This window comes from Streptomyces sp. NPDC001002 (genome assembly GCF_053599215.1).
On record NZ_JBSFLV010000002.1, the window covers coordinates 1 to 21001 of the forward strand.

Annotated in this window: 20 protein-coding genes and 2 pseudogenes; 3 read left to right on the forward strand and 19 right to left on the reverse strand. The window is 71.6% G+C overall.

Annotated elements, in window-relative coordinates:
• The 8 genes and pseudogenes from ACWDR3_RS01340 to ACWDR3_RS01375 all read right to left on the reverse strand — a co-directional run.
• Nucleotides 1-366, reverse strand: a pseudogene (locus tag ACWDR3_RS01340) (SpoIIE family protein phosphatase); the annotation flags it as partial.
• A 330-nt stretch (nt 367-696) separates the two neighbouring features.
• Nucleotides 697-1158 carry an ATP-binding protein gene (locus tag ACWDR3_RS01345; RefSeq protein ID WP_450349818.1) on the reverse strand — a complete coding sequence of 154 codons (462 nt, stop codon included), beginning with the start codon at nt 1156-1158 and terminating at the stop codon, nt 697-699.
• Nucleotides 1159-1305: 147 nt separating this feature from the next.
• Entirely contained in the window at nt 1306-1719 is a 414-nt protein-coding gene (locus ACWDR3_RS01350) for a (deoxy)nucleoside triphosphate pyrophosphohydrolase (RefSeq protein WP_450349820.1), read from the reverse strand.
• A gap of 63 nt (nt 1720-1782) precedes the next feature.
• A complete protein-coding gene (locus ACWDR3_RS01355) occupies nt 1783-1983 on the reverse strand; it encodes an SPOR domain-containing protein (RefSeq protein ID WP_123997967.1) in 201 nt (66 codons plus the stop codon).
• Between the two features lie 350 nt (nt 1984-2333).
• Nucleotides 2334-3086, reverse strand: a complete 753-nt coding sequence (locus ACWDR3_RS01360; RefSeq protein ID WP_450349822.1) for a GntR family transcriptional regulator — start codon at nt 3084-3086, stop codon at nt 2334-2336.
• A gap of 147 nt (nt 3087-3233) precedes the next feature.
• Complete coding sequence (locus ACWDR3_RS01365) at nt 3234-4403, reverse strand: DUF4190 domain-containing protein (RefSeq protein ID WP_450349824.1); 1170 nt, start codon at nt 4401-4403, stop codon at nt 3234-3236.
• 118 nt (nt 4404-4521) lie between these two features.
• A complete protein-coding gene (locus tag ACWDR3_RS01370) occupies nt 4522-6720 on the reverse strand; it encodes a DEAD/DEAH box helicase (RefSeq protein ID WP_450349826.1) in 2199 nt (732 codons plus the stop codon).
• Nucleotides 6721-6947: 227 nt separating this feature from the next.
• A complete protein-coding gene (locus ACWDR3_RS01375) occupies nt 6948-7826 on the reverse strand; it encodes an SDR family NAD(P)-dependent oxidoreductase (protein WP_450349828.1) in 879 nt (292 codons plus the stop codon).
• A 99-nt stretch (nt 7827-7925) separates the two neighbouring features.
• On the opposite strand from ACWDR3_RS01375, the gene ACWDR3_RS01380 reads away from it, so the two are divergent.
• Nucleotides 7926-8828, forward strand: coding sequence for a LysR family transcriptional regulator (locus ACWDR3_RS01380; protein ID WP_450349830.1), 903 nt, complete (start codon nt 7926-7928; stop codon nt 8826-8828).
• Between the two features lie 77 nt (nt 8829-8905).
• Here ACWDR3_RS01380 and ACWDR3_RS01385 read toward each other — a convergent pair whose 3' ends face one another.
• From ACWDR3_RS01385 to ACWDR3_RS01415, 7 genes are all read right to left on the reverse strand, one after another.
• Nucleotides 8906-9574, reverse strand: coding sequence for a response regulator (locus ACWDR3_RS01385; RefSeq protein ID WP_450349832.1), 669 nt, complete (start codon nt 9572-9574; stop codon nt 8906-8908).
• Nucleotides 9571-9699, reverse strand: a complete 129-nt coding sequence (locus ACWDR3_RS01390; protein WP_450349834.1) for a hypothetical protein — start codon at nt 9697-9699, stop codon at nt 9571-9573. The genes ACWDR3_RS01385 and ACWDR3_RS01390 overlap by 4 nt, the downstream gene beginning before the upstream one ends.
• The gene (locus tag ACWDR3_RS01395) at nt 9696-9824 is read right to left on the reverse strand and encodes a hypothetical protein (protein WP_450349835.1); all 129 of its coding nucleotides are present in this window, start codon (nt 9822-9824) and stop codon (nt 9696-9698) included. The genes ACWDR3_RS01390 and ACWDR3_RS01395 overlap by 4 nt, the downstream gene beginning before the upstream one ends.
• Nucleotides 9821-11185 (reverse strand): histidine kinase, encoded by a 1365-nt coding sequence (locus tag ACWDR3_RS01400; RefSeq protein WP_450349836.1) that lies wholly within the window; start codon nt 11183-11185, stop codon nt 9821-9823. The genes ACWDR3_RS01395 and ACWDR3_RS01400 overlap by 4 nt, the downstream gene beginning before the upstream one ends.
• A gap of 86 nt (nt 11186-11271) precedes the next feature.
• The gene (locus ACWDR3_RS01405) at nt 11272-12126 is read right to left on the reverse strand and encodes an ABC transporter permease (protein ID WP_450350105.1); all 855 of its coding nucleotides are present in this window, start codon (nt 12124-12126) and stop codon (nt 11272-11274) included.
• Nucleotides 12126-13055 carry an ABC transporter ATP-binding protein gene (locus ACWDR3_RS01410; protein WP_450349838.1) on the reverse strand — a complete coding sequence of 310 codons (930 nt, stop codon included), beginning with the start codon at nt 13053-13055 and terminating at the stop codon, nt 12126-12128. The genes ACWDR3_RS01405 and ACWDR3_RS01410 overlap by 1 nt, the downstream gene beginning before the upstream one ends.
• 170 nt (nt 13056-13225) lie before the next feature.
• Nucleotides 13226-13837: a TetR/AcrR family transcriptional regulator C-terminal domain-containing protein gene (locus ACWDR3_RS01415; RefSeq protein WP_450349839.1), complete on the reverse strand. Its 612-nt coding sequence runs from the start codon at nt 13835-13837 to the stop codon at nt 13226-13228.
• Between the two features lie 70 nt (nt 13838-13907).
• Here ACWDR3_RS01415 and ACWDR3_RS01420 point away from each other — a divergent pair, with 70 nt between their 5' ends.
• The gene (locus tag ACWDR3_RS01420; RefSeq protein ID WP_450349841.1) at nt 13908-15386 is read left to right on the forward strand and encodes an FAD-dependent monooxygenase; all 1479 of its coding nucleotides are present in this window, start codon (nt 13908-13910) and stop codon (nt 15384-15386) included.
• Between the two features lie 14 nt (nt 15387-15400).
• Complete coding sequence (locus tag ACWDR3_RS01425; protein ID WP_450349843.1) at nt 15401-16156, forward strand: SDR family NAD(P)-dependent oxidoreductase; 756 nt, start codon at nt 15401-15403, stop codon at nt 16154-16156.
• Nucleotides 16157-16310: 154 nt separating this feature from the next.
• Here the strand turns inward: ACWDR3_RS01425 and ACWDR3_RS01430 are convergent.
• The 4 genes and pseudogenes from ACWDR3_RS01430 to ychF form a co-directional block, all read right to left on the reverse strand.
• Nucleotides 16311-17018: pseudogene (locus ACWDR3_RS01430) on the reverse strand (polysaccharide deacetylase family protein); the annotation flags it as partial.
• Between the two features lie 34 nt (nt 17019-17052).
• Entirely contained in the window at nt 17053-18027 is a 975-nt protein-coding gene (locus ACWDR3_RS01435; protein ID WP_450349845.1) for a glycoside hydrolase family 11 protein, read from the reverse strand.
• Nucleotides 18028-18245: 218 nt separating this feature from the next.
• On the reverse strand, nt 18246-19664 hold the full coding sequence (locus ACWDR3_RS01440) for an ATP-binding protein (protein ID WP_450349847.1): 1419 nt from the start codon (nt 19662-19664) through the stop codon (nt 18246-18248).
• 118 nt (nt 19665-19782) lie between these two features.
• Entirely contained in the window at nt 19783-20871 is a 1089-nt protein-coding gene (gene ychF / locus ACWDR3_RS01445) for a redox-regulated ATPase YchF (protein ID WP_402352331.1), read from the reverse strand.
• Nucleotides 20872-21001: the final 130 nt, after the last annotated feature.

Sequence of the window (21001 nt, forward strand, 5' to 3'; positions counted from 1 at the left end):
GTCGATGAACGCCTCGATGGGGTCCATGCCGACGGCGTGCTCGGCGGGGATCCCGAAGAGCTGCTCGGCGCGCAGGCTCCACTGGTCGACCAGCCCGTCGGGGCCGATGGAGAAGGACGCGACCTTGATGTAGTCGTAGATGGAGCCGGGCGGACTGCTCTGCCACATGGCGTCGTAGGGGGGCGCCTCGTCGGAGCCGAACCCGATGTCGTGCCGGCCCGCGCCGGAGAAGGACCCGGGGGAGGACAGCGCCGAGCCACCCGTGGCTCCACGCCTCACGTCGGCCGCGGCATCAGCCGCGGCCGCCGTCCTCGCGCCGTCCGACGGGTCCTCGGACCCCGTGGCCTTCGCTGGTATCTCGCTCACGCGAACCGTCCCCTCCAGCTCACCGCGTCCGGCACCGGTCACCGGGGGCGGCTGCCCGCAGTATCCAGCACTACGGCGCCGCACAACACGGTGTTCACGATCACAGCACGGTCCCGACGGTTTTCGGTCCGGACCGTGACAACACTTCCAGTCTTCTAACCAGCCCACACGTCGTCGAATCACGCTCGTCGACAACTGCCACTGGCCTGAACCAGCCAGTGGACAGCGCGAAGGCCCACGTACAGGGCTCCGGTGGACAGTTCCGGCCCGTGCGTACAGGGCTCGCACGCGGGGTCCGCGGACAGACACGCTCCGGGACCGGTGCGCGGTTCACCCGGGCACCGCCAGTTCGAACCACACCGTCTTGCCCGCCTCGCCGGGGCGGGTGCCCCAGCGGCGCGAGGAGAGGGCGACCAGCTGCAGACCCCGGCCGCTCTCGTCCTCGGCGCGGGCCACGCGCTCGCGGGGCGGGTCGGGCAGCGGGTCGGAGACCTCCACGAGCAGGACGCCGCCGAGTCGCCCGGGACGGACCAGCCGGACGCCGATGGGGCCGGTGGCGTGCCGCAGGGAGTTGGTCACCAGCTCGCTGACCAGCAGCGCGGCGAGGTCACCGAGGGTGTCGAGGTCCCACTCGTGCAGTTGGCGGCGGACCGTGGCGCGGGCACTGCGGACAGCGCCGGGCTCCGCGGGAAAGCTCCACTCGGCGCCTTCGCCTTCGGTGTCGCTCACGCCGATCACTTCCCAGGCCGACAAGCCCACCCATGTCCGGTTTCGTGGGGTTAATGGGCACATACCCGATATCCGGCGCGCAGTACCGCCCCCAGCGGCGCACTGTGGCACGAACGGCGTAGGGGGCGCCCGGTCCGGCGCCCCGGCACGGCCGCGCGCTCGCCCCTCACCCCACCCTGTTCCTCCGCCACGGGGACGCGTGCCCCGTCGCTACTCGGACACGTACCCCGTCACGAGCCGGGCAGCCACTTCCCGAACGGCGGGCACGTCGGGGTCGAGCCAGTCCACGTCCCAGAGCTCGCCGGGACCCAGCCAGCGCAGCTCGTCGTGGTCTTCGAGGGGCTTCGGGTCGGCCGAGCCGGGGAGCAGCCGGGCGGTCCACACCTGGAGGGCGTACGGCGGGCGCAGGGGCCACTGTCCGGGGACGCGCTCGACGGGCTCGGCGTCCACGCCGAGTTCCTCGCGCAGCTCGCGCACCAGGGCCGCCTCGGGCGCCTCGCCCTCCTCTACCTTGCCGCCGGGCAGCTCCCAGCGCCCGGCGAGTTCGGGGGGCGCGCTGCGGCGCGCGGCGAGCAGGCGACCGCCGTCGAGCAGGGCGGCCCCCACCACGATCCGTTCCGTCATGCGCGGGAGCCTACGGGAGCCCGAAGACCCGGACCCCCCTGGAGTTCGGCCCGGCAGCGGACCTCAGTTGGCGGTGCTCGTACCGCCCTGTCCGTTCTGGCCGATCTGCTCGACCCAGTAGAGCTGCTTGTGTCCGCGGTCGTCGAGGCTGTCCGCGATCTTCTGGGCCTCGGCCCGGGTCGCGTACCTGCCGACGCGGTAGCGATTGCCGTTGTCGTCCTGCCGTATGACGAGCCAGGGGAGAGTGATCGTGCCGTCGTTCATCAAGCCCCACCCCTCCTTCCCGCCCCAGCAGCTCCGCCGCCCGCCCGCGGCTCGTGCCGTGCCCCGCCCGCTAAGGAAACCGCAATCCGCATATGCCCGAGCCTACGCCTAACCTTCACGCAGCGAATACGGCTTTTCACAAAGAGGTACGCAACCGGCCAGAGTGAAGGGGGCGCGCGACACCGTACGCGCCGCCCGCGGCCACCGACGCATCCGGTCAGAGGCATCTCGGGCAGCCATGAGCGACCTGCGAGAACGACCGGATTCCACCGGCGGACGACAGGGTCGCACAGGCGCGCGGAGGGGGTACGGACCGGGGCCCGCGGAGGCGGGCGCCGCAAAGGTGTGCGCTACTTCACCGGCAGGTGGTACGAGATCCGGTAGCGGTCGGCCGGGACCACCACGTCCGCGGTCTCGACGGGGCGGCCCGAGGCGTAGAACGTGCGTTGGATGACCAGGACGACATGTCCGGGGACGCCCCCCAGGGCGTGCAGCTCCTCGGCGAGGCCGGGGCGGGCGCCGACCTCCTCGGTGACGTTGTCCACGATCACGTCGATCGCCGCCATGCGCTCGACGACGCCCATGCCGCCCAGCGGGCCCTCCTCGGGGAGCATCACGGGCGTGCGGCCGGTGACCGCGAGGGGCTCCCAGGAGGTGGAGAGCATCATCGCCTCGCCGGCCTCCCGGAACACGTACCGCGTGCACATCACGCGGTCGCCGGGGTGCAGTCCGAGCCGCTCGGCGACCGCGCCGCTCGCCTCGGCCTGCTCGCTGCGGGACTCCCACGTGCCGCGGGACTCGCCGTCGGCCTGCTCCTGACGGAACGGCGTGGCCCCGCCGTCCGGGCGGTACCCGGAGCGGGAGACGGAGCGCGGCACGGGCCGCTCGCGCACGTATGTCCCCGAGCCGGAGCGGCCCTCGACCAGACCCTCGGCCATCAGCACCTTGCGGGCCTCCAGCGCGACCGTGTCCGAGACGCCGTACTCCTCGCGGATCCGGGCCTGGGACGGCAGGCGGGTGTGCGGTGGCAGCGACCCGTCGGTGATCTTCTTGCGGAGATCACCCGCGACGCGCAGGTACGCCGGCTGCTCACCGAAAGTCACTGGCCGCTCCCATCAGGTTGTACAGACAGCAACAGCGTGGCAACCGTGGGTTCGACCATGCAAGCAAAGGCCAGAGAATCACCCGATGTGATGACTTGTTCCGGGGGAAGCCTTTACGCAGGCACTTTCTCCCCGCTATGGGAGCCGTCACACCTCCAGGCCGGGGTCGCCTTCCCCGTCGCCCCCGCCGCCGCCCGTGTCCCCGTCCGAGGGCGGGGTGGTGGCCAGGCCCAGAGCTTCGCGGGCCGTGAGGGAGTGCTCGGTGGTGGAGAGCGTCAGGATCCGGTCGTAGGACACGTAGAAGGCGTCCGCGTCCTCGGCCTTCGCCGCCCTGGCCCACTCCTGCTGGATCGTCCCGATCTCCGCCGCGACCTTCCCGACCGGCTTGTCCGCCCCGGTCGGCCAGCGGTGACCGCGCAGCTGACGGGCCTCCTGGGTGAGCGCGGTCGCCATCCGGCCCGCCCACTTCCGGTTGGCCGCGAGGTCGTCGTCGGGACTGTCCACGGGCTGGCCGTCCATGGCCCTGTTCCCGAGGTTGACGGCCGTGAGATAGGCCCGCTGGTCGGCGTCCAGGCTCGCCGCGTCGTTGCGCAGCGAACCGGTCAGGCTCGCCGTCTCGTCGGTGTTGCCGAACACGCAGGTGATCTCGCGGTCGCCCAGCCCCCAGCTGTCCCGGGTCGGGGTCAGGTAGTAGATGTCGACGTACTCCGGTACGGCCCACAGGTCCATGGCGTAGTCGTAGCGGAGCGCGGAGCAGCGGGCGTCGGCGGTGTCGGTGACCTTGTCGTCCCCGGGATAGGCGGCGGAGTCGCCGTACCCGGTCATCCGGACGGCCGCGAAGACCTCGCCGTCGTGCTCGCCCGCGCAGGTCACCTGGTCGACGTCGTAGGCGAAGCCCTCCAGGGAGCCGCTGGGCGCGTCGAAGCACTCGCCCTTGGTGAGGCTGTAGGCGCTGCCGTTGTCGCGGGCGGCGTCCTTGACACCGTCCCACATGTCGGTCAGACCGCCGGTGGCCAGCACCAGCACCCACAGGGTGAGGCCGAAGGCCGACAGCGCGGACCCGGTGACGGCCATCCCCCTGCCCCGCTCGCCCTTCCGCCGGATCTGCGCGAGCGCGACGAGACCCAGCACGAGTCCGACGCCCGGGATGCAGCACAGGATGCCGAGCACCAGGGAGGCGATGGCCACGCCGTTGACCGGGGCGGGCTGCCCGTACGGGCTGTAGCCCTGGCCCCAGGGCTGGTACGGGTAGCCGTAGGGGCCCTGTTGATACGGCCCTTGGGGCTGCGGGGGCCCTGGGGGCGGGGGTATGGACAAGAGTGCCGCGCTCCTGGGGTGGGCTGTGCTGAACGGTCGTACGACTGGCGCATCGTAAGCGGGAGGCGGGCCGGGACGGAATGGGGCCCGACCGCGGTTCGCGCCAGGTCCGCGCAGGTCAGTCCGTCGGCTGCTCGACCTGCTCGCCCGCGAGTCTGCGCTGCTCCTCCTCGACGATCCGGCGGGCGATGCCGCCGTCGGTGACGTCGATGGCGTCCGGGGTGGACTCGGCGGTGTCGCTGCGGCGGGCGTAGGCGTCGAAGAGGCGGGTCTTGTTCTCCAGGATGCGCAGCAGGCGTTCGTCCACGCTGTCGGTCGCGAGCAGGCGGTGCACCTGGACCGGGCGGACCTGGCCCATGCGGTGGGCGCGGGCCACAGCCTGGTGTTCCAGGGTGGGTTTGACCTGCGGCTCGCACAGGATCACCACGGACGCGGCCTGGAGGTTGAGGCCGACACCGCCGGCCTCGATCTGCGACAGCAGCACCGCGTGTCCCTCGGCGGCCGTGAACTCGTCGACCATCCGCTGCCTGCGGGCGGCCGGGACGGAGCCGGAGACGGGCCCGAACTGCGGCTCCGGCAGGGCCTGTCGGACCGTTTCCAGGACATCGCGGAAGTACGAGAACACGACCACCTTGAGGTCGTTCGCCGCGGCCTCCGCGACCAGTTCGCGCAGCCGCTGGAGCTTCGCGGACTTCTCCGCGTCGACGTACGCGGCCCGGCGCATCGCCATGAAGTTCCCCTCGGCGACGGCCGCGCGGTAGGCCAGCCGGTCCGCGGCGCCGAACGCCTCCCACTCGTCGACCTGGAGCAGCGCGGGCAGTTCGGTGAGCACGTCCTGCTGGTTGCGGCGCAGGTAGGCGGGCGCGACGGACTTGCGGAAGGCGTACGGGCCGGCCACCGCGGCGCTGTCGCGTATCTGCGGGACCAGTTCGGGGCGGAGATGGCGGATCAGGGCGCGGAACTCCTCGACGCGGTTCTCCATGGGGGTGCCGGTGAGGAAGAGGACGCGGTCGCAGTGTCCGGTCCAGCCGGCGATCGCGCGGGCGCGGCGGGTGTCGGGGTTCTTCACGTAGTGCGCCTCGTCGACGACGAGCATCGCGGGCTTGGTGCCGTCGGCGGCGGGCAGGGTGTGCAGCGAGTCGAAGGTGGTGACGGCGACGCCACCGCGCTCGCGCCACTCGGCGAACGCGTCCTGGCGGTCCGGGCCGTGCACCGGGAGGGCCCTGAGCGTGCTGCGGGAGGTGATCTCGCGGGTCCAGTTGATCAGCACGCTGGCCGGGCAGACCACCAGGAAGTGGCTCTCCCCGCGCGCGGCGAGGTGGGCCAGCGCGGCGATGGCCTGGACGGTCTTGCCCAGGCCCATCTCGTCACCGAGGACGACCCGGCGCTGGGCGAGGGCGAACCGGGCGCCGAAGGACTGGTAGCCGCGCAGCGAGACCCGGCGGTGGGTGTCGTCGAGCGGCTGGGCGCGGACCCGCTCGGCGACATCGGCCGGCAGGAAGCCCTCGGCTGCGGCCTCGTCCGTGGGGTGGTCGCCGACCTCGGCGAGCTGGCTGTAGTACTCGGCGGAGCGCAGCTCGAAGTCGACCCAGGCCTCGATGTCGGCGGCCGGGCCGCGCAGCAGATCGGTGGAGGCCTGGGCCAGTTGGAGGCCGGTGCTGCGGGCGGCGGGCCCGGAGGTCAGCTCGCGCAGCTCCGCCGTCGCCGCGAGGGCGACCTCCCTGCGGCGGCGCCCGGCGAGCGCGAGGCGCACTCTGCTGGTCGCGGGCCGGGCGGCGGGCAGCAGTTCGCGAAGTCGGCGGTCGAGCCGCGCGGCGGTGTCCACGGCCCTGCGCAGCTCGGGACCGGCCTCGACCAGCCGGTGCAGGGCGACGACGAGGGCGGTCGTGCGAGGCTCGGGGTGATCGACGTCGACCCGGACCGCGACGGTCTGCTCGACCTCCCGGGCGATCTGCCGGGCGGCGGCGAGCACTTGGTCGGCGGTCTGCGCGCCGACGCCGGGGATCTGGCGCAGGTCGTAACGGCTCGCGTCGTGCACCGCGCGCACGGTGGTCAGCCCCGCCGCCTCCACGGCCGCCAGCCGCAGCCGGCCCTCGGTGGCGTCCTTGAGCCGGGCGACCGGGATGGACCCGAGCGCCTCGGCCACGAGCTCGTCCCGAAGCGGCGCCAGCGCGGATCGCACGGCCTCCAGCGCACGGGCGTGATCGTCGAGCACGGCACGCGCGGCCCCGTACAGCCGCGTGCCCTCCGCGAACACCCCCCGGGCCCGCCGCCCCACCGGCGCCTCGACCCCCACCACCTCCTCGCCCCGCGCCATTCCACCCCTCTGCTCGCAGCCCACCCCGATACGCCCATCTTGGCACCGGGGACTGACAACGGGGTGGGTCGGGGACGGGGGGTTTGAGGGGGTGGGCGGGGTGCCTCGCACCTCACCCCGGTACGGACAAGGCCAGTCGCACCATCCCCGGAAGTCTCAGTGGGAGGCTCCCGGCCGAGGTGGGCCGATCCGTGGAGGCATCAGCCGTCCCGCTCCCCTCGGTCGCCTCACTCGCCTCCGTCACCTGAGTCGTCCGGGCCACCCGTCCCGCCCAAGTCGCCCGAGTCGTGAAACCCCGTCGCCCTGGTGCGCTTCTGCCAGGTCTCGACCTCCTCGCGCACCTGGTCGAGGTGGTCGAGGACCGCGCTGACGCCGTCGTCGCCGAGCGGGAGGTGGAGCGGGGTGCCGCCCGATTCCAGGGCGGCCAGGATCAGGGCCGCCGCCTTGGCCGGGTCGCCGGCCTCGCCGTCGAAGCCGGCCCGCACCATCGCGCGCGTGCCGCCCACCGTGGCGTACACGCGGCTGTCGGCGCTGGCCTGCGTCCCGTCGTACAAGGACGTACGGAAGGCACCCGGTTCCACGACGAGGACCTTGATGCCGTACTCCGCGGCCTCGCCCGCGAGCGCCTCGGACATGCCCTCCAGGGCGAACTTGCTGCCGCTGTACGCCGAGAAGCCGGGGTAGGACGTCTGTCCGCCCAGGCTGCTCATCTGCACGATCGCGCCCGAGCGCCGCGCGCGCATGTGCGGCAGGACCGCGCGGACCAGCGCCGCCGGGCCGAAGACGTGCACGTCGAAGATGTCTCGCAGTTCCTCGTCCGTGGTCTCCTCGAAGGCGCCGACGTGACCGCGGCCCGCGTTGTTGACCAGGACGTCGATCCGTCCGTGCCGCGCGACCACGTCCCGTACCGCGGGCTCGGCGGCGGACGTGTCGGCGACGTCCAGCCGGAGCGCCTCCACCTGGTCGGGGTGGGCGGCCACGAGGTCGGCCATCGCCTCGGGCCGGCGCGCCGCGCCGATCACCACGTCGCCGTCGGCCACGGCCGCCTCCAGGATCGCGCGCCCGAACCCGCTGCTCGCGCCGGTCACCAGCCACACCTTGTTCATGTCGTTCTCCGTCCCCGTCCCGGTCACTGTGTTGTCCGTGAACCACCGTGCCGCCCGGGGCAGTTGTCCGTCCAAGACCTTTGGTGATAACCGATAGGCATGACCACGGACGTCCATGTGCGGGACCTGCGCTACTTCGTCACGGTGGCCGAGGAACTGCACTTCACGCGCGCGGCGGAGCTGCTCTACGTCTCCCAGCCCGCGCTGAGCAAGCAGATCCGGGCCCTGGAGCGGCAGTTGGGCGTCGAGCTGCTGCGCCGCGATCCGCACGGGGTCGCGCTCACGGCGGCGGGCGCCGCGCTACTGCCGTACGCGCGGCGGGTGTTGGCCGACTGGGCCGAGGGCGCGGTCGCGGTGGCCGAGGCGCGGGCGGCGGAGCGCAGCACGCTGGTGGTGGGCATGAGCACCAGCCCGGGCCGCGGCGGTCTGCTGCCCGCGATCCGCTCCCGCTTCACGGCCGCGCACCCCGAGGCGGTGGTGCGGCTGCGCCAGGTGAGCTGGGAGGACCCGACGGCGGGCCTGGCGGCCGGGGACGCCGATGTCGCCTTCGTCTGGCTGCCGTTGCCCGACGAGACCCGCTGGGCGTGGACGGTCGTCGCCGAGGAGCCCCGCCTGGTCGCCCTCCCCCGCACCCACCCGCTCGCCGCCCGCGCCGGGATCGACTTCGCCGAACTGGCCGACGAGCCATTCCTCGCCCTCCCGCACAGCGCGGGCCCGCTGCGCGACCACTGGCTCGCCCTGCCCGACCGCGACGGCCGCCCGCCCCGCATCGGCGCGGAGGTCGCCGGCACGGAGGAGACGTACGAGGCCCTCGTCGCGGGCCTCGGCATCTGCCTGGTGGCAGCGGGCAACGCCCCGCTCATCACCCTGGGCGACGTCGTCACCCGCCCGGTCCGTGGCCTCTCCCCCAGCCGCTACGCCCTCGCGTGGCGCGGGGACGACGACAGGCCGTTGGTACGGGCGTACGCGGAAGCCTGCCGGCGGGTGACGGGTGAGGCGTAGGCCTCGGCTGCTCCCCCGCGGGTAGGCAGGCAACGTCTTGCAGCCGCCCTCGTCGCCGGCCAGGCCCTCGCGCCCGGCTACGGCTTCGCCCGCACCAACCCGGCGTCGTACGCCATGATCACCGCCTGGATGCGGTCGCGGGCGCCGATCTTGGCGAGGACCCGGCCGACGTGTTTCTTGACCGTGGACTCGGTGAGGACGAGGTGGTCGGCGATCTCCGTGTTCGTCCAGCCCTGGGCGACGGCGACGAGGACCTCGCGTTCGCGGTCGCTGAGTGCGCGCAGCACGGGGTGGTCCGCGGCGGGCGGGTCGGCGGGGGCGAGGACCTGGTGGGCGTAGGCGTCCAGGAGGCGGCGGGTCAGGCGAGGGGCCACGACGGCGTCGCCGGTGGCGACCGCGTGGATGCCGGCGACGAGTTCCTCGGGGCGGGCGTCCTTGAGCAGGAAGCCGCTGGCGCCGGCCCGCAGGCCTTCGTAGGCGTACTCGTCGAGGTCGAAAGTGGTCACGATGAGGATGCGGGTACGGCCGCCGGAGGCGACGATGCGGCGGGTCGCCTCCAGGCCGTCCATGCCGGGCATGCGAACGTCCATGAGGACGACGTCGGGCCGGAGTTCGGCGGCCATCCGGACGGCCTCGGCACCGTGCTCGGCCTCACCGACCGCGGTCAGGCCGGGGGTCCCCTCGATGAGCATCCGGACACCCATGCGCTGCAGCGGCTGGTCGTCGGCGATGAGCACGGTGGTCATGACAGCGGGTCTCCCGGCAGTACGTCGAGCACGACGCTCGCGATCCGGCCTCGGCCGGCGTCACCCCGACCGCGAGCACCACTCCGCGGCAGCTGCTGGTCGTCGGCGACAGGCATGGTGGTCACAGCAGCGGGTCTCCCGGCGGTACGTCGAACACGACACCCGCGATCCGACCGGTGCCCGCGTCACCCGGACCGCGCACACCCGTGCGCCGCAGCGGCCGGTCGTCGGCGATGAGCCCAGTCGTCATGGCAGTTGGTCTCCTGGCGGTACGTCGAGTACGACGTCCACGGTCCAGCCGTGGCCGGTGGTGGACGGGCCGACGACGACGGTTCCGCCGTACATGGCGGCCCGTTGGCGGATGCCGACGAGTCCGTGACCGGGGTTGGCGGGGTCGGGCTCGTGGCCGGTCTGCTTCACGCGCGGAAGTGCTCCCGGTGGTACGCCGGTGTCCGCGACCCGGATGCGGGCCTGTCCCGCCTCGACCGCGACGGTGACCTCGGCACTCGCGCCGGTGCCCGCGTGCTTGAGGGTGTTGGTGAGGGACTCCTGGACGACGCGGTACACGGTGAGCTGCACGCCGCTGCCCAGGGCGTCGAGGTCGCCCACGGTGCGGTAGACGACCGACAGGCCGGCCGCGCGTACCCGCGCGATGAGCGGGTCCAGGTCGTCGATCCCGGGCTGCGGACCCAGCAGGCGTTCGTCCGCCTGGCCCTCGCGCAGCACGCCGAGCACCCGGCGCAGTTCGTTCATGGCCTGGCGGCCGGTGTCGCCGAGGACGCGCAGTGCCTCGGCGGACCGCTCGCCCCGGTTGGCGGCGAGGGTCGCGGCGCCGTCGGCGACGCTGACCATGACGGAGAGGTTGTGGCCGACGATGTCGTGCATCTCGCGGGCGACCCGGGAGCGCTCGGCGGCGGCGGTGAGCCGGACGCGCTGCTCCTGCTCGATCTCCAGGCGTCTGGCCCGGTCCTCCAGCGCCGCCATGTACATCTGCTGGATACGCAGGGCCAGGCCCACGGCGACGGACGCCGTCACCGTGCCCAGCAGCAGGAAGCTGCCGAGCAGGGGGTGCTCGCCCTTGCCGGGGACCAGCACGAAGGCGGCCAGCAGCAGTTCCCCGGCGGTCAGCGCGACGGCCCAGCCCAGTGCCCGGAGGGGCCCCTGGCGGGCCAGGGTGTACAGGGCGACGAGCCCGGCGAGCCCGGTGGGCAGCCACACCTCCATCGACCACTGGAGGACGGACGCCAGCGCGATCACCAGGAAGACGATCGCCGGGGCTTTGCGCCGCCACCACAGGGGAACGGCGTGCGCGGCCACGAAGGCCCACAGGACGCCGACCGGGAGCTGGACCCGGGGTTCGCCGTCACCGAAGGGAGACGGCTGGGTTCCGCCGCCGCGGAGCAGGACGGGCAGCGCGATGACCACGATGAGCAGCACCAGCGCGGTGTCGACCAGCCGCGGGTGCCGGGCGCCCGGCCACGGCCGGTGGCCCCGGTCGCCGAGCAGCCGGTCGAGCAGCGAGTGCGTCCACCCGCCGTCCGACCCGGGGAGCGGCGGGCGAGCCGTCCCCGGGCCGATGTCCGGGGCGGCTGCCGCGCGGTGCGGACTCATGACCGCCATTGTCCGGTACCGGATCACGCGACCGCGCATGGTCCGGTACCGGATCGGGCTGCCTCCGTGCATCGTCCGATACCGGATCAGGCGTCCGTACGGATGAGCCGCCCGGCCGCCCCGACCAGCGCCAGGGCCACCCAGCCCGCGAAGACCGCGAGCCCCGCGCCCGGCGAGAGGGAGCCGGAGGACTCGTGCAGGGCGTAGACGGCCTGGCCCGCGTTGCTGGGGAAGTACGGGCTGAGGGTGTCGTCCCACGAGTCGGGCAGCAGGGAGGCGAGTCCCGGCAGGATCAGCAGGATGCCGACCAGGGACGCGATGGCCCCGGCGGAGGACCGGATGAGCATGCCGAGGGCCACGCCGAACACGGCGACCAGGGCGAGATAGACCCCGGCACCGGCCAGGCTGCGCAGCACCCCGTCGTCTCCCAGGGACAGGGCGATGTCGGTGCCGTCCAGACCCGGCGCGCCGAACTCGAAGGCGGCCAGCGCGCCGACGGCGGTGAGGACGAGGGCGACTGGCCCGATCACGGCGGCCTTGGCCCACAGGACCGGCAGCCGGCGCGGGACCGCGGTGAGCGTCGAGCGGATCATGCCGGTGGTGTACTCGCCCGCGGAGAGCAGGACACCGAGCACACCCATGGCGAGGGACGCGAAGGTCACGCCGGTCAGGGCCAGGCTCACGGCGTCGCTGTCGCCGCCGCTCCCGGGACCCGGGCGTCCGCCGCCCGCGCCGCCGTCGGGACTGTAGGTGTGGGAGGCGATCGTGCCGAAGAGGACCAGCAGGAAGACGGCGACGCCCAGGGTGATCCAACTGGAGCGCAGGGACCAGAACTTGGCCCACTCCGAGCGCAGGACGCGCGGTCCGGTCACCTTGTGCACGGTCGTGCGGGCCGGTGCCGGGGTCGGGGTCGGATTCGCGGACAGGTCGGTGACGGTCATCATGCGGCCTTTCGTGCGGGGCCGGCCGGAGCGCTCTGGTACTCGACGGAGTCGCGGGTGAGCTCGATGAACGCCGATTCCAAGGAGGCGGCCTGCGGGGTGAGTTCGTACAGCGCGACCCCGTGCGCGGCCGCGATGGCGCCGATCTCCCGGGCGTCGCGCCCGCGGACCATGAGTTCCTCGGTGGACGAGGAGGTGATCGTGACCTCGGGACCGATCAGCAGGGAACGCAACTTGGCCGTGTCGGCGGTGGCGACCTTCACCGCTCCGCTGCCGGCGTCCCGGGTGAAGTCGTCGACCGTGGTGTCGGCGAGCAGCCGGCCGCGGCCGATGATCACCAGGTGGTCGGCGATCTGCGCGGTCTCGCTCATCAGGTGCGAGGAGAGCATCACCGCCCGTCCCTCGTCGGCCAGTTGGCGCAGCAGGTTGCGCACCCACAGCACGCCCTCGGGGTCGAGGCCGTTGACCGGTTCGTCGAGCATGACGATCGACGGGTCGCCGAGCAGCGCCGCGGCGATGCCGAGCCGCTGTCCCATGCCGAGGGAGAAGGCGCCCACGCGCTTACCGGCCACGCTGGTCAGTCCGGCCAGTTCGATGACCTCGTCCACCCGGGCGCGGGAGATGCCGTGGGTGTACGCGAGGGCCATCAGATGGTTGAACGCGGTGCGCCCGGGGTGCACCGACTTGGCCTCCAGCAGGGCACCGACCTCGTGCAGGGGCGCCGAATGGCGGGCGTAGGTACGGCCGTTGACGGTGACCGAACCGTCGGTGGGTGAGTCCAGTCCTACGACCATCCTCATCGTCGTGGACTTGCCGGCGCCGTTGGGACCGAGGAAGCCGGTCACCTCGCCGGCCTTGGCGGTGAAGCTCAGATTGTCGACGACCGTCTTGTCCCCGTACCGCTTCGTCAGCTGACGTACCTCGATCATGGGGCGCCTTTCCTGCCTGAACCCGGCCGCGGATCCGCCGCGGTGTCCTGGTTCGACGCTATGGGCGCGGCCGTCCCGGCCCGTGGGCCCCAGGGGGAATCCTCGCCGGGCGAGTGGTACCGCGGTACCACGACGAGGTCATCACGGAGGCTGACCGACCCCGTCGTGCCTCAGGTCCCGGCGAGCAGCGCGGCCACCCCGACCTCGAACCGCTCGTCGAAGGACGCCGGCGCGAGATGGCCGGCCACGCGGTGCAGGGAGGGGTAGGTCGTCTCGGAGATCGCCCGGGCCAGGATGTCGCCCAGCGGCCGGTGGCCGACCGCCTGTTCCTCCTGGGTCAGTCCCAGCGCGAAGTAGATGACCGCCCACGAGGTCCACGCGGCCTCCCGGTCCCCCAGGCCGCACTTGAGCAGCGCCTCCACCAGGGCCTCCGCGAAGGACAGGGTGCCCGGTTCGGCGGGGTAGGTGCCGACCACCAGGGCCGCGCCGTCGCGATGGGACAGCAGGGCACGGCGGAAGCGGCGGGCCAGCTCGCGGACCCGTTCGGCGGGCGCGGCCGGCAGGTCGGTCAGCGGAATCTCGCCGAGTACGGCGTCCGCCATCAGCTCCAGCATCCGGGCCTTGGTCTTCACATGCCACTGCACGGTGTTGATCCGCACGCCGAGCCGGTCGGCGACCGCGCGCGTGGACACCGCGTCCAGTCCCTTGTCGTCCAGGAGGTCCAGCCCCGCACGGATCACGGTGGCCGGATCCAGCCGGTCGCCCTGTTGCGTCTTGGTCACCGACCTAGTTTACTGCACGGCGAGAGACTTGGTCAGTGACCAAGAAGTCGACCCAGAAGAAGGTGATCCCGTGGAGACACAGCAGGTCGTCATCGCCGGAGGCGGCCCCGTCGGGCTCTGGCTCGCCGCCGAACTCCGCCTGAACGGCATCGCCGTCACCGTCCTGGAGCTCCGCACCGAGATCGACAACCGCTCCAAGGCGCTCACCGTGCACCCGCGCGGAGTCGAGGTGCTGGCCTCCCGCGGCATCCACCGGCGCTTCCTCGACGAGAGCCTGAAGATCTCCACGGGCCACTTCGCCAACCTGTCCAACCGGCTCGACTTCTCCGTCATGGACACCCCGTTCCCGTACACCCTCTTCATCCCCCAGGCCCGCACCGAGGCGCTCTTCGAGGAGTACGCCCTCGGGCTCGGCGCCACGATCCGGCGCGGGCATCGCGTCACCGGCTTCACCGAGCACGCGGACTCGGTGACCGTCCAAGTGACGGGACCGCAGGGGCCGTACGAGATCCAGGCGGAGTACCTCGCCGGCTGCGACGGCACGAGGAGCACCGTGCGCGAGGCGGCCGGCATCGAGTTCCCCGGCACGGACTCCCGCTATCTCGGCTGGCTCGGTGACGTCCTCTTCGACAATCCGCCGGCGCCCGGCTTCAACCGCTTCACCGAGCGCGGCGGCCTGATGATCGTGCCGCTGCCCGACAATCGCTGGCGCATCGCCGGCACCAGCCCCGACAGCGAGACCACCGAGTGGCCCGGCGACTTCACCCTGGAGGAACTGCGGCGGAAGGTCGTCGACATCGCCGGCGAGGACTTCGGCATGCACGACCCGTCCTGGCTCTCCCGCTACGGCAACGCCACCCGCCTGGCCACCGAGTACCGGCGCGGACGCGTCGTCCTCGCGGGCGACGCCGCGCACCAGCACTACCCCACCGGCGGCGTCGGCATGAACGTCGGCTTCCAGGACGCCTTCAACCTCGGCTGGAAGCTGGCCGCGACGATCGACGGCTGGGCCTCGGACGGACTGCTGGACAGCTACCACACCGACCGCCACCCGGTCGGCGAACAGCTGATGGAGCACAGCCGCGCGCAGACCTACCTGTTCCACGCCTTCACGCCCGAGGGCCTCGCCCTGCGCGACCTGCTGAGCCGAATGGTCCCGGAATCAAGGGAGTTCAGCGACGTACTCGCGGGCCGCCTGACCGCGCTCGACGTCGCCTACCCGAGCTCCGACCCCGCGGCCCACCCGGTGACCGGCACCCGCGCCCCCGACTTCGCCCTCCCCAGCACGGACAGCACCCTCTTCGGCGCGCTGCGGGCGGACTCGTACGTCCTGCTCGACCTGACGGCGGAGGGCGCGCTGGCCGACCGGGCCCGACAGCGGGTGGCGGTGCACGGCGGGTCCCCCGACCGGACGCGCCCGGCCTGGGCGGACGTACGCGCCGCCCTGATCCGCCCCGACGGACACGTCACGTGGGCGTGGACGGAGGAGGACGACACGAAGCTGGCGGCGCAGGTGGACGCCGTCATCGCCACGGCCCTCGGTCTCTAGGAGGACCCGGACTCATGGATCTCGGACTGCAGAACAGGGTGTACGTCCTCACCGGCGCGACCCGCGGGCTGGGTTACGCCGTCGCCCGCGAACTGGTCGCCGACGGCGCCAAGGTGGTCGTCACCGGCCGCGACGAGAAGCGCGCCGCGCAGGCGGCGGCCGAGCTCGGCCCGAACGCGGCGGGAGTCGCCGTCGACAACTCCGACCCCCAGGCACCCCACCAACTGATCGCCGCCGCGCGGGAGTTGTACGGCGCCTTCGACGGCATCCTGATCAGCGTCGGCGGCCCGCCCGCGGGCACCGTGGCCGACACTTCCGACGAACAGTGGCGCGCGGCCTTCGAGTCGGTGTTCCTGGGCGCGGTAAGACTGGCAAGGACGGCAGCGGCAGAACTGCCGGAGGGCGGCTCCATCGGCTTCGTCCTGTCCGGCACGGCCCACGAACCGGCCCCCGGAATGTCCCTCTCCAACGGCCTCCGCCCCGGCCTGGCCGGCTTCGCCAAGTCCCTCGCGGACGAACTGGGCCCCCGCGGAATCCGCGTCGTCGGCCTGCTCCCGGGCCGAATCGGCACGGACCGCATGCGCGAGCTGGACGGACTGGCGCCCGACCCGGAGGGGAAGCGGGCCGCCAACGAGGCCGCGATTCCGCTGCGTCGGTACGGGGCACCGGAGGAGTTCGGCCGCGTGGGGGCGTTCGTACTGTCACCGGCGGCTTCGTATGTGACCGGGGTGATGGTGTCGGTGGACGGCGGGGCGCGGCGGGGGTTCTGAGGCGGGGCGGGGGTGGTGACGGGGTGGCATGGAGGGTGGCATGGAGGGTGGCATGGAGGGCGGCTTGGAGGGCGGCTTGGACGGGCAAAGGGTGCGGGAGGTCACGGGGACAGGTAACGGGGATCCCGCACCCTTTGGTGACGCCTCAGCTGTTGCCGCTGCCGGTGGGGGCGACGGCGCGGCCGGTCTGCGGGGAGATCGTCCCGGCGCAGAGATTGCGGGCGGCCAGCCCCTGGGCGATACGCGGGATCGCCGCGACCGTGTTGGCCGGCCAGTCGTGCATGAGGATGACCTGGCCGTTGGTGAGCCGACCGGCCGCCTGGACGATCGCGTCGGTGCTCGCGCCGTTCCAGTCCTGCGAGTCGACGTTCCAAATGATCTCCGTCAGGCCGTACTTGGCCTCGACGGTTTTCACCGTCGCGTTGGTCTCGCCGTAGGGCGGCCGGAACAGCTTGGGTGTGCCGCCGCCCGCGCTCGCGATGGCCTGCTGGGTCCGGGAGATCTCCGAGTCGACCGTCGCCTGGGTCTGCTGCGTCAGGTGCGGGTGGGTGTAACTGTGGTTGCCGACCCACATCCCGGCATCGACCTGCGCCTTGACCTGCGAGGGGTAAGTGGCGGCGTACCGGCCCTCGTTGAACATCGTGGCCCGAAGGCCGTTCTGCTTCAGCGCGTTGAGCAGGGTGGGGGTGTTGCCGGACGGCCCGTCGTCGAAGGTGAGCCCGACGTACCCGGTGCAGGCGGCGGCCCGCGCCGGGGTGGCCGCGCCGACGGTACGGATGCCCGCGGCGGTCAGGGCGAGGACGGCCACCAGCCCGGCGACCAGGGAGCGTGAGCGTAACGAGAAGTGCGATGCGTCTCTCATCCGAAGTGGTCCTCCAGCCTCGGCAGTCGAGGGGTCAGGTCGCCGTGCAGGAGACGGTGGGCCAGGTCCAGTTGCCGTTGGGCTGGATGGTGGCGCCCCAACTGTTGCCGCTGCCATTGGGTTTGGCGGTCAGCACCTGGCTGCTCGGATAGGTGGCGGCGATGTTCCAGGTGGAGAGAACCTTGGCCGGGGCGGGCACGTTCATGGTCACGGTCCAGTTGCTGGCCCCGGAGACCGAGACGTTGAGGTTGTACCGATCGCTCCACTGCGTGCCGGCGGACAAGGTGGCGGCACAACCACTACTACCGCCGCCGCCCGAACTGGTGCCGCCCACGGTGATGTTGGAGTTCCCGCTGCTCTGATAACCCTCGGTGGCGAGGATCATGTAGTAGCTGAAGCTGCCCAGAGGCATCCCGGCCCGGGCCCAGGCGTCGAAGTGACTGCCGGTGGTGATGGTGCCGCCGGTCCGCTTCGACTGCCGGACGCTCCAGTACTGGTCGAAGGTCTTCGTGCCTTCCACGGAGGGGGCGTTGTACCGCGTGGTCTTGTAGATGTCGTACGTCCCGCCGTCACTGGTGACGGTGCCCTTGTACGTTCCCGTGGGCCGGTAGGTGCCCCAGTTGTCGACGATGTAGTACTCGACGAGCGGGTTCGACGTCCATCCGTACAGCGCCAGATACCCGTTGCCGGACGGATTGAAGGTCCCCGAGTACGTCACGCTCCGGCGCCCGCCGGTGCTCCAGCCCTTGCCGGCCACGAAGTTGCCGGTGTTGCTCCAGGAGGTGCTGTAGTTGCCACCGGCTCCGAGGTTCATGGAGACCGTCCCCTGGGAGTCGGTCCAGAACGAGTAGTAGTAGCCGTTGTCGGTACCGGTCTGGTTCGTGGTGACAACCGTGTCGGCACTCGCGGTGCCGGGGAGGGTCATCGCCGCGAGAAGAGCCAGCAGCAGGGCACAGGCGCCGCCGGCTAACCACCTGAAGTGCGTCGTGCGTGCGGGTGTGGTGTCCATGCGGCGTCAGTTTTGAACTGGCCCTGACAGCTGTCAATAGTTTCGGTGCGGGGAGCGAAATATTCGCTACCCGGACGACACGACAGGTCGTCAGATAACTCCAGTTCAATGCGCCACTTGAACGATTCATGGTTTGAGCCGCTAAGCGACAGGCAGAGCATCAAGATCTCTGGACCGAATGTTGCGACCGAATGTTTCGGAGATCTCCCGGTCAACCCTCAAGCCGGCCAGGCGCTCAGCAACTCGCCAGGGCCGTAGGCCGCATCGAGCCCCGGACAGTCGACTCCGCTGCGCGAGACCGCCACGACCGGAACAGGTTCGTCGGTGAGGGCGGCGCGGTGTCGGTGGAGGGCGGCCAAGTCGTGCCGGTCGAACGGGGACTGCTCCAGCCATTTGATGGAGCCGACGAAGAGCAGTTCCTTGGCGACGGGGGCGCGGTCCGCCCCGACGATGTCGATCTCGACGTCGTTCGTACGGGTCCAGTAGCCGCCCACCGCCGGGGCCGCGGGCAGGCTGCCATCGGGCAGTATCCGCGCCAGGGCCTCGCGGACGAGGGGCTCGACGGCTCGGCCACGCCAACTGGTCCAGTTCTCGCGGATGCGCGCCAAGGTCAGATCACCCCGCCCCCGCTCGATCTCCTCCATGGAGGGGCCGAGCAGGTGCAGCCAGAACCGCAGGTAGGGATCCGCCACCCGGTAGCGGCGATCCTTCGACGGACGCAGCGACACGGGCAGCTCCGCGGCGACGATCCGCTTGTCGGTGAGCAGTTCCAGGGCTCGCTGCAATGGCGTGGCCCCGATCCCGCCGGCCGCACGGGCGATGTTGGTGAAGGTCCGCTCACCACTGCCAATAGCCGCCAGCACGGTGCGTGCCTGAGCCTGCGGGGGAAATTCGGCGGCAAGCGAGCGCTCGGCCGAGACCAGCAGGGCCGACACCGGGTCGCTCAGCGCCTCGCCGAGAAAGTCCCACAGCCCCGTCCCTCGCGGCCACTCCGCGCAGATCAGCGGCAGCCCGCCGGTGACCAGCGCGGCGTCGAACGCTTCCGCCGGTTCCAACCCGAGCATCTGCCCCACCTCGGCGGGGTTCAGCGGCCCCAGCACCATCTCCCGGCCGCGCTGATGGAAGGGGCGTCCGTAGCTGTTCAGGGCTTCCATCATCGACAGATCGGAGCCGATGAGGACGAGCAGCACGGGCTTGGTCTCCAGCACTCGGTCCCAGGCCCGTTGCAGCATCCCCTCAAAGGCGCCGTCGGCATCCATCAGGTACGGCACCTCGTCGATGACCAGCACGCTCGCCCGGTCGTCGGGCAGCGCCGCCGCCAGCACCTCGAACGCGGCGTCCCAGCTGTCCGGTCGTGCAGCTGCCAGGAGCCGCGCCTGCGGCAGCGTCGACGTCTGGGCGTCCCGAGCGAGCCGTGCAAGATCATCGGTGACGGAGGCGCCGGTCGCCGCATAGAACAAGAACGGGGCCCCGGAGCGCTCCGCGAACCGCTCGACCAGACGCGACTTCCCCACCCGGCGCCGCCCGCGCAACATCACGCACCGGCCGGGCCGCTCCCCGTCGGCCCCGGCCACCACCTTCTGCAGCTCCCGCTCCAGAGTCGCCAGCTCCTGGCGACGACCTACGAAGTCCACCATGTCCGTCGACCTCCACCCATGACACTAACGACGATGTTAGTAACATAGACGTTAGTAGGGAGGGTGCGCGATCGGCCGTGCGGAGGAAGCAGGGGTTTCGGGTCGGCTACGTCACCCGCTACACGTTGAACCGGAACTCCACCACATCCCCGTCCTGCATCACATACTCCTTGCCCTCCATCCGCGCCTTCCCCTTCGCGCGGGCCTCCGCGACCGACCCCATCTCCACCAGGTCGGCGAAGGAGATGACCTCCGCCTTGATGAAGCCCTTCTGGAAGTCGGTGTGGATGACGCCGGCCGCCTCGGGGGCGGTGGCGCCCTTCTTGATGGTCCAGGCTCGGGATTCCTTGGGGCCGGCCGTGAGGTAGGTCTGGAGGCCGAGGGTGTCGAAGCCGACGCGGGCGAGGGTGGCGAGGCCGGGCTCGTCGGCGCCGACGGACTCCAGGAGTTCCATCGCGTCCTCCTCGTCCAGTTCGGCGAGGTCCTGCTCCAGCTTGGCGTTGAGGAAGATCGCCTCGGCGGGGGCGACCAGGGCACGCTGTTCGGTCTTGAAGTCCTCGTCGACCAGCTCGTCCTCGTCGACGTTGAAGACGTAGAGGAAGGGCTTCGTCGTCAGCAGGTGCAGGTCGTGGAGGAGTTCCTCCTTGCCCGAGCCCTGGACGATGCCCTGCGAGAAGAGGGTGTCGCCCCGCTCCAGGATCTCCTTCGCCGCCTCGACCGCCGCGACCTTCGGGACGATGTCCTTCTTGATGCGCGAGTCCTTCTGGAGGCGCGGCAGGACCTTCTCGATGGTCTGCAGGTCGGCGAGGATCAGCTCGGTGTTGATCGTCTCGATGTCGTCCTTGGGCGAGACCTTGCCGTCGACGTGCACGACGTTCTCGTCCTTGAAGGCGCGGATGACCTGGCAGATCGCGTCGGACTCACGGATGTTCGCCAGGAACTTGTTGCCCAGGCCCTCGCCCTCGGAGGCACCCTTCACGATGCCGGCGATGTCCACGAAGTCGACGGTCGCCGGGATGATCTTCTGGGAGGAGAAGATCTCGGCCAGCTTCGTCAGGCGCGCGTCGGGGACGCCGACCACGCCGACGTTCGGCTCGATCGTGGCGAACGGGTAGTTGGCCGCGAGCACGTCGTTCTTGGTCAGGGCGTTGAACAGGGTCGACTTGCCGACATTCGGCAGACCGACGATTCCGATCGTGAGCGACACGTTGCGACTTCCCGTACGTGAGAGACATCAGGGGGCTGGGACTTGGGGCGGCACTGGGGTTGCGGGCCCGGTCCTTACTTCGGTGCGCGGTCCTTCTTCGGTGCGCGGGCGGGCCGATCCACCAGTCTAC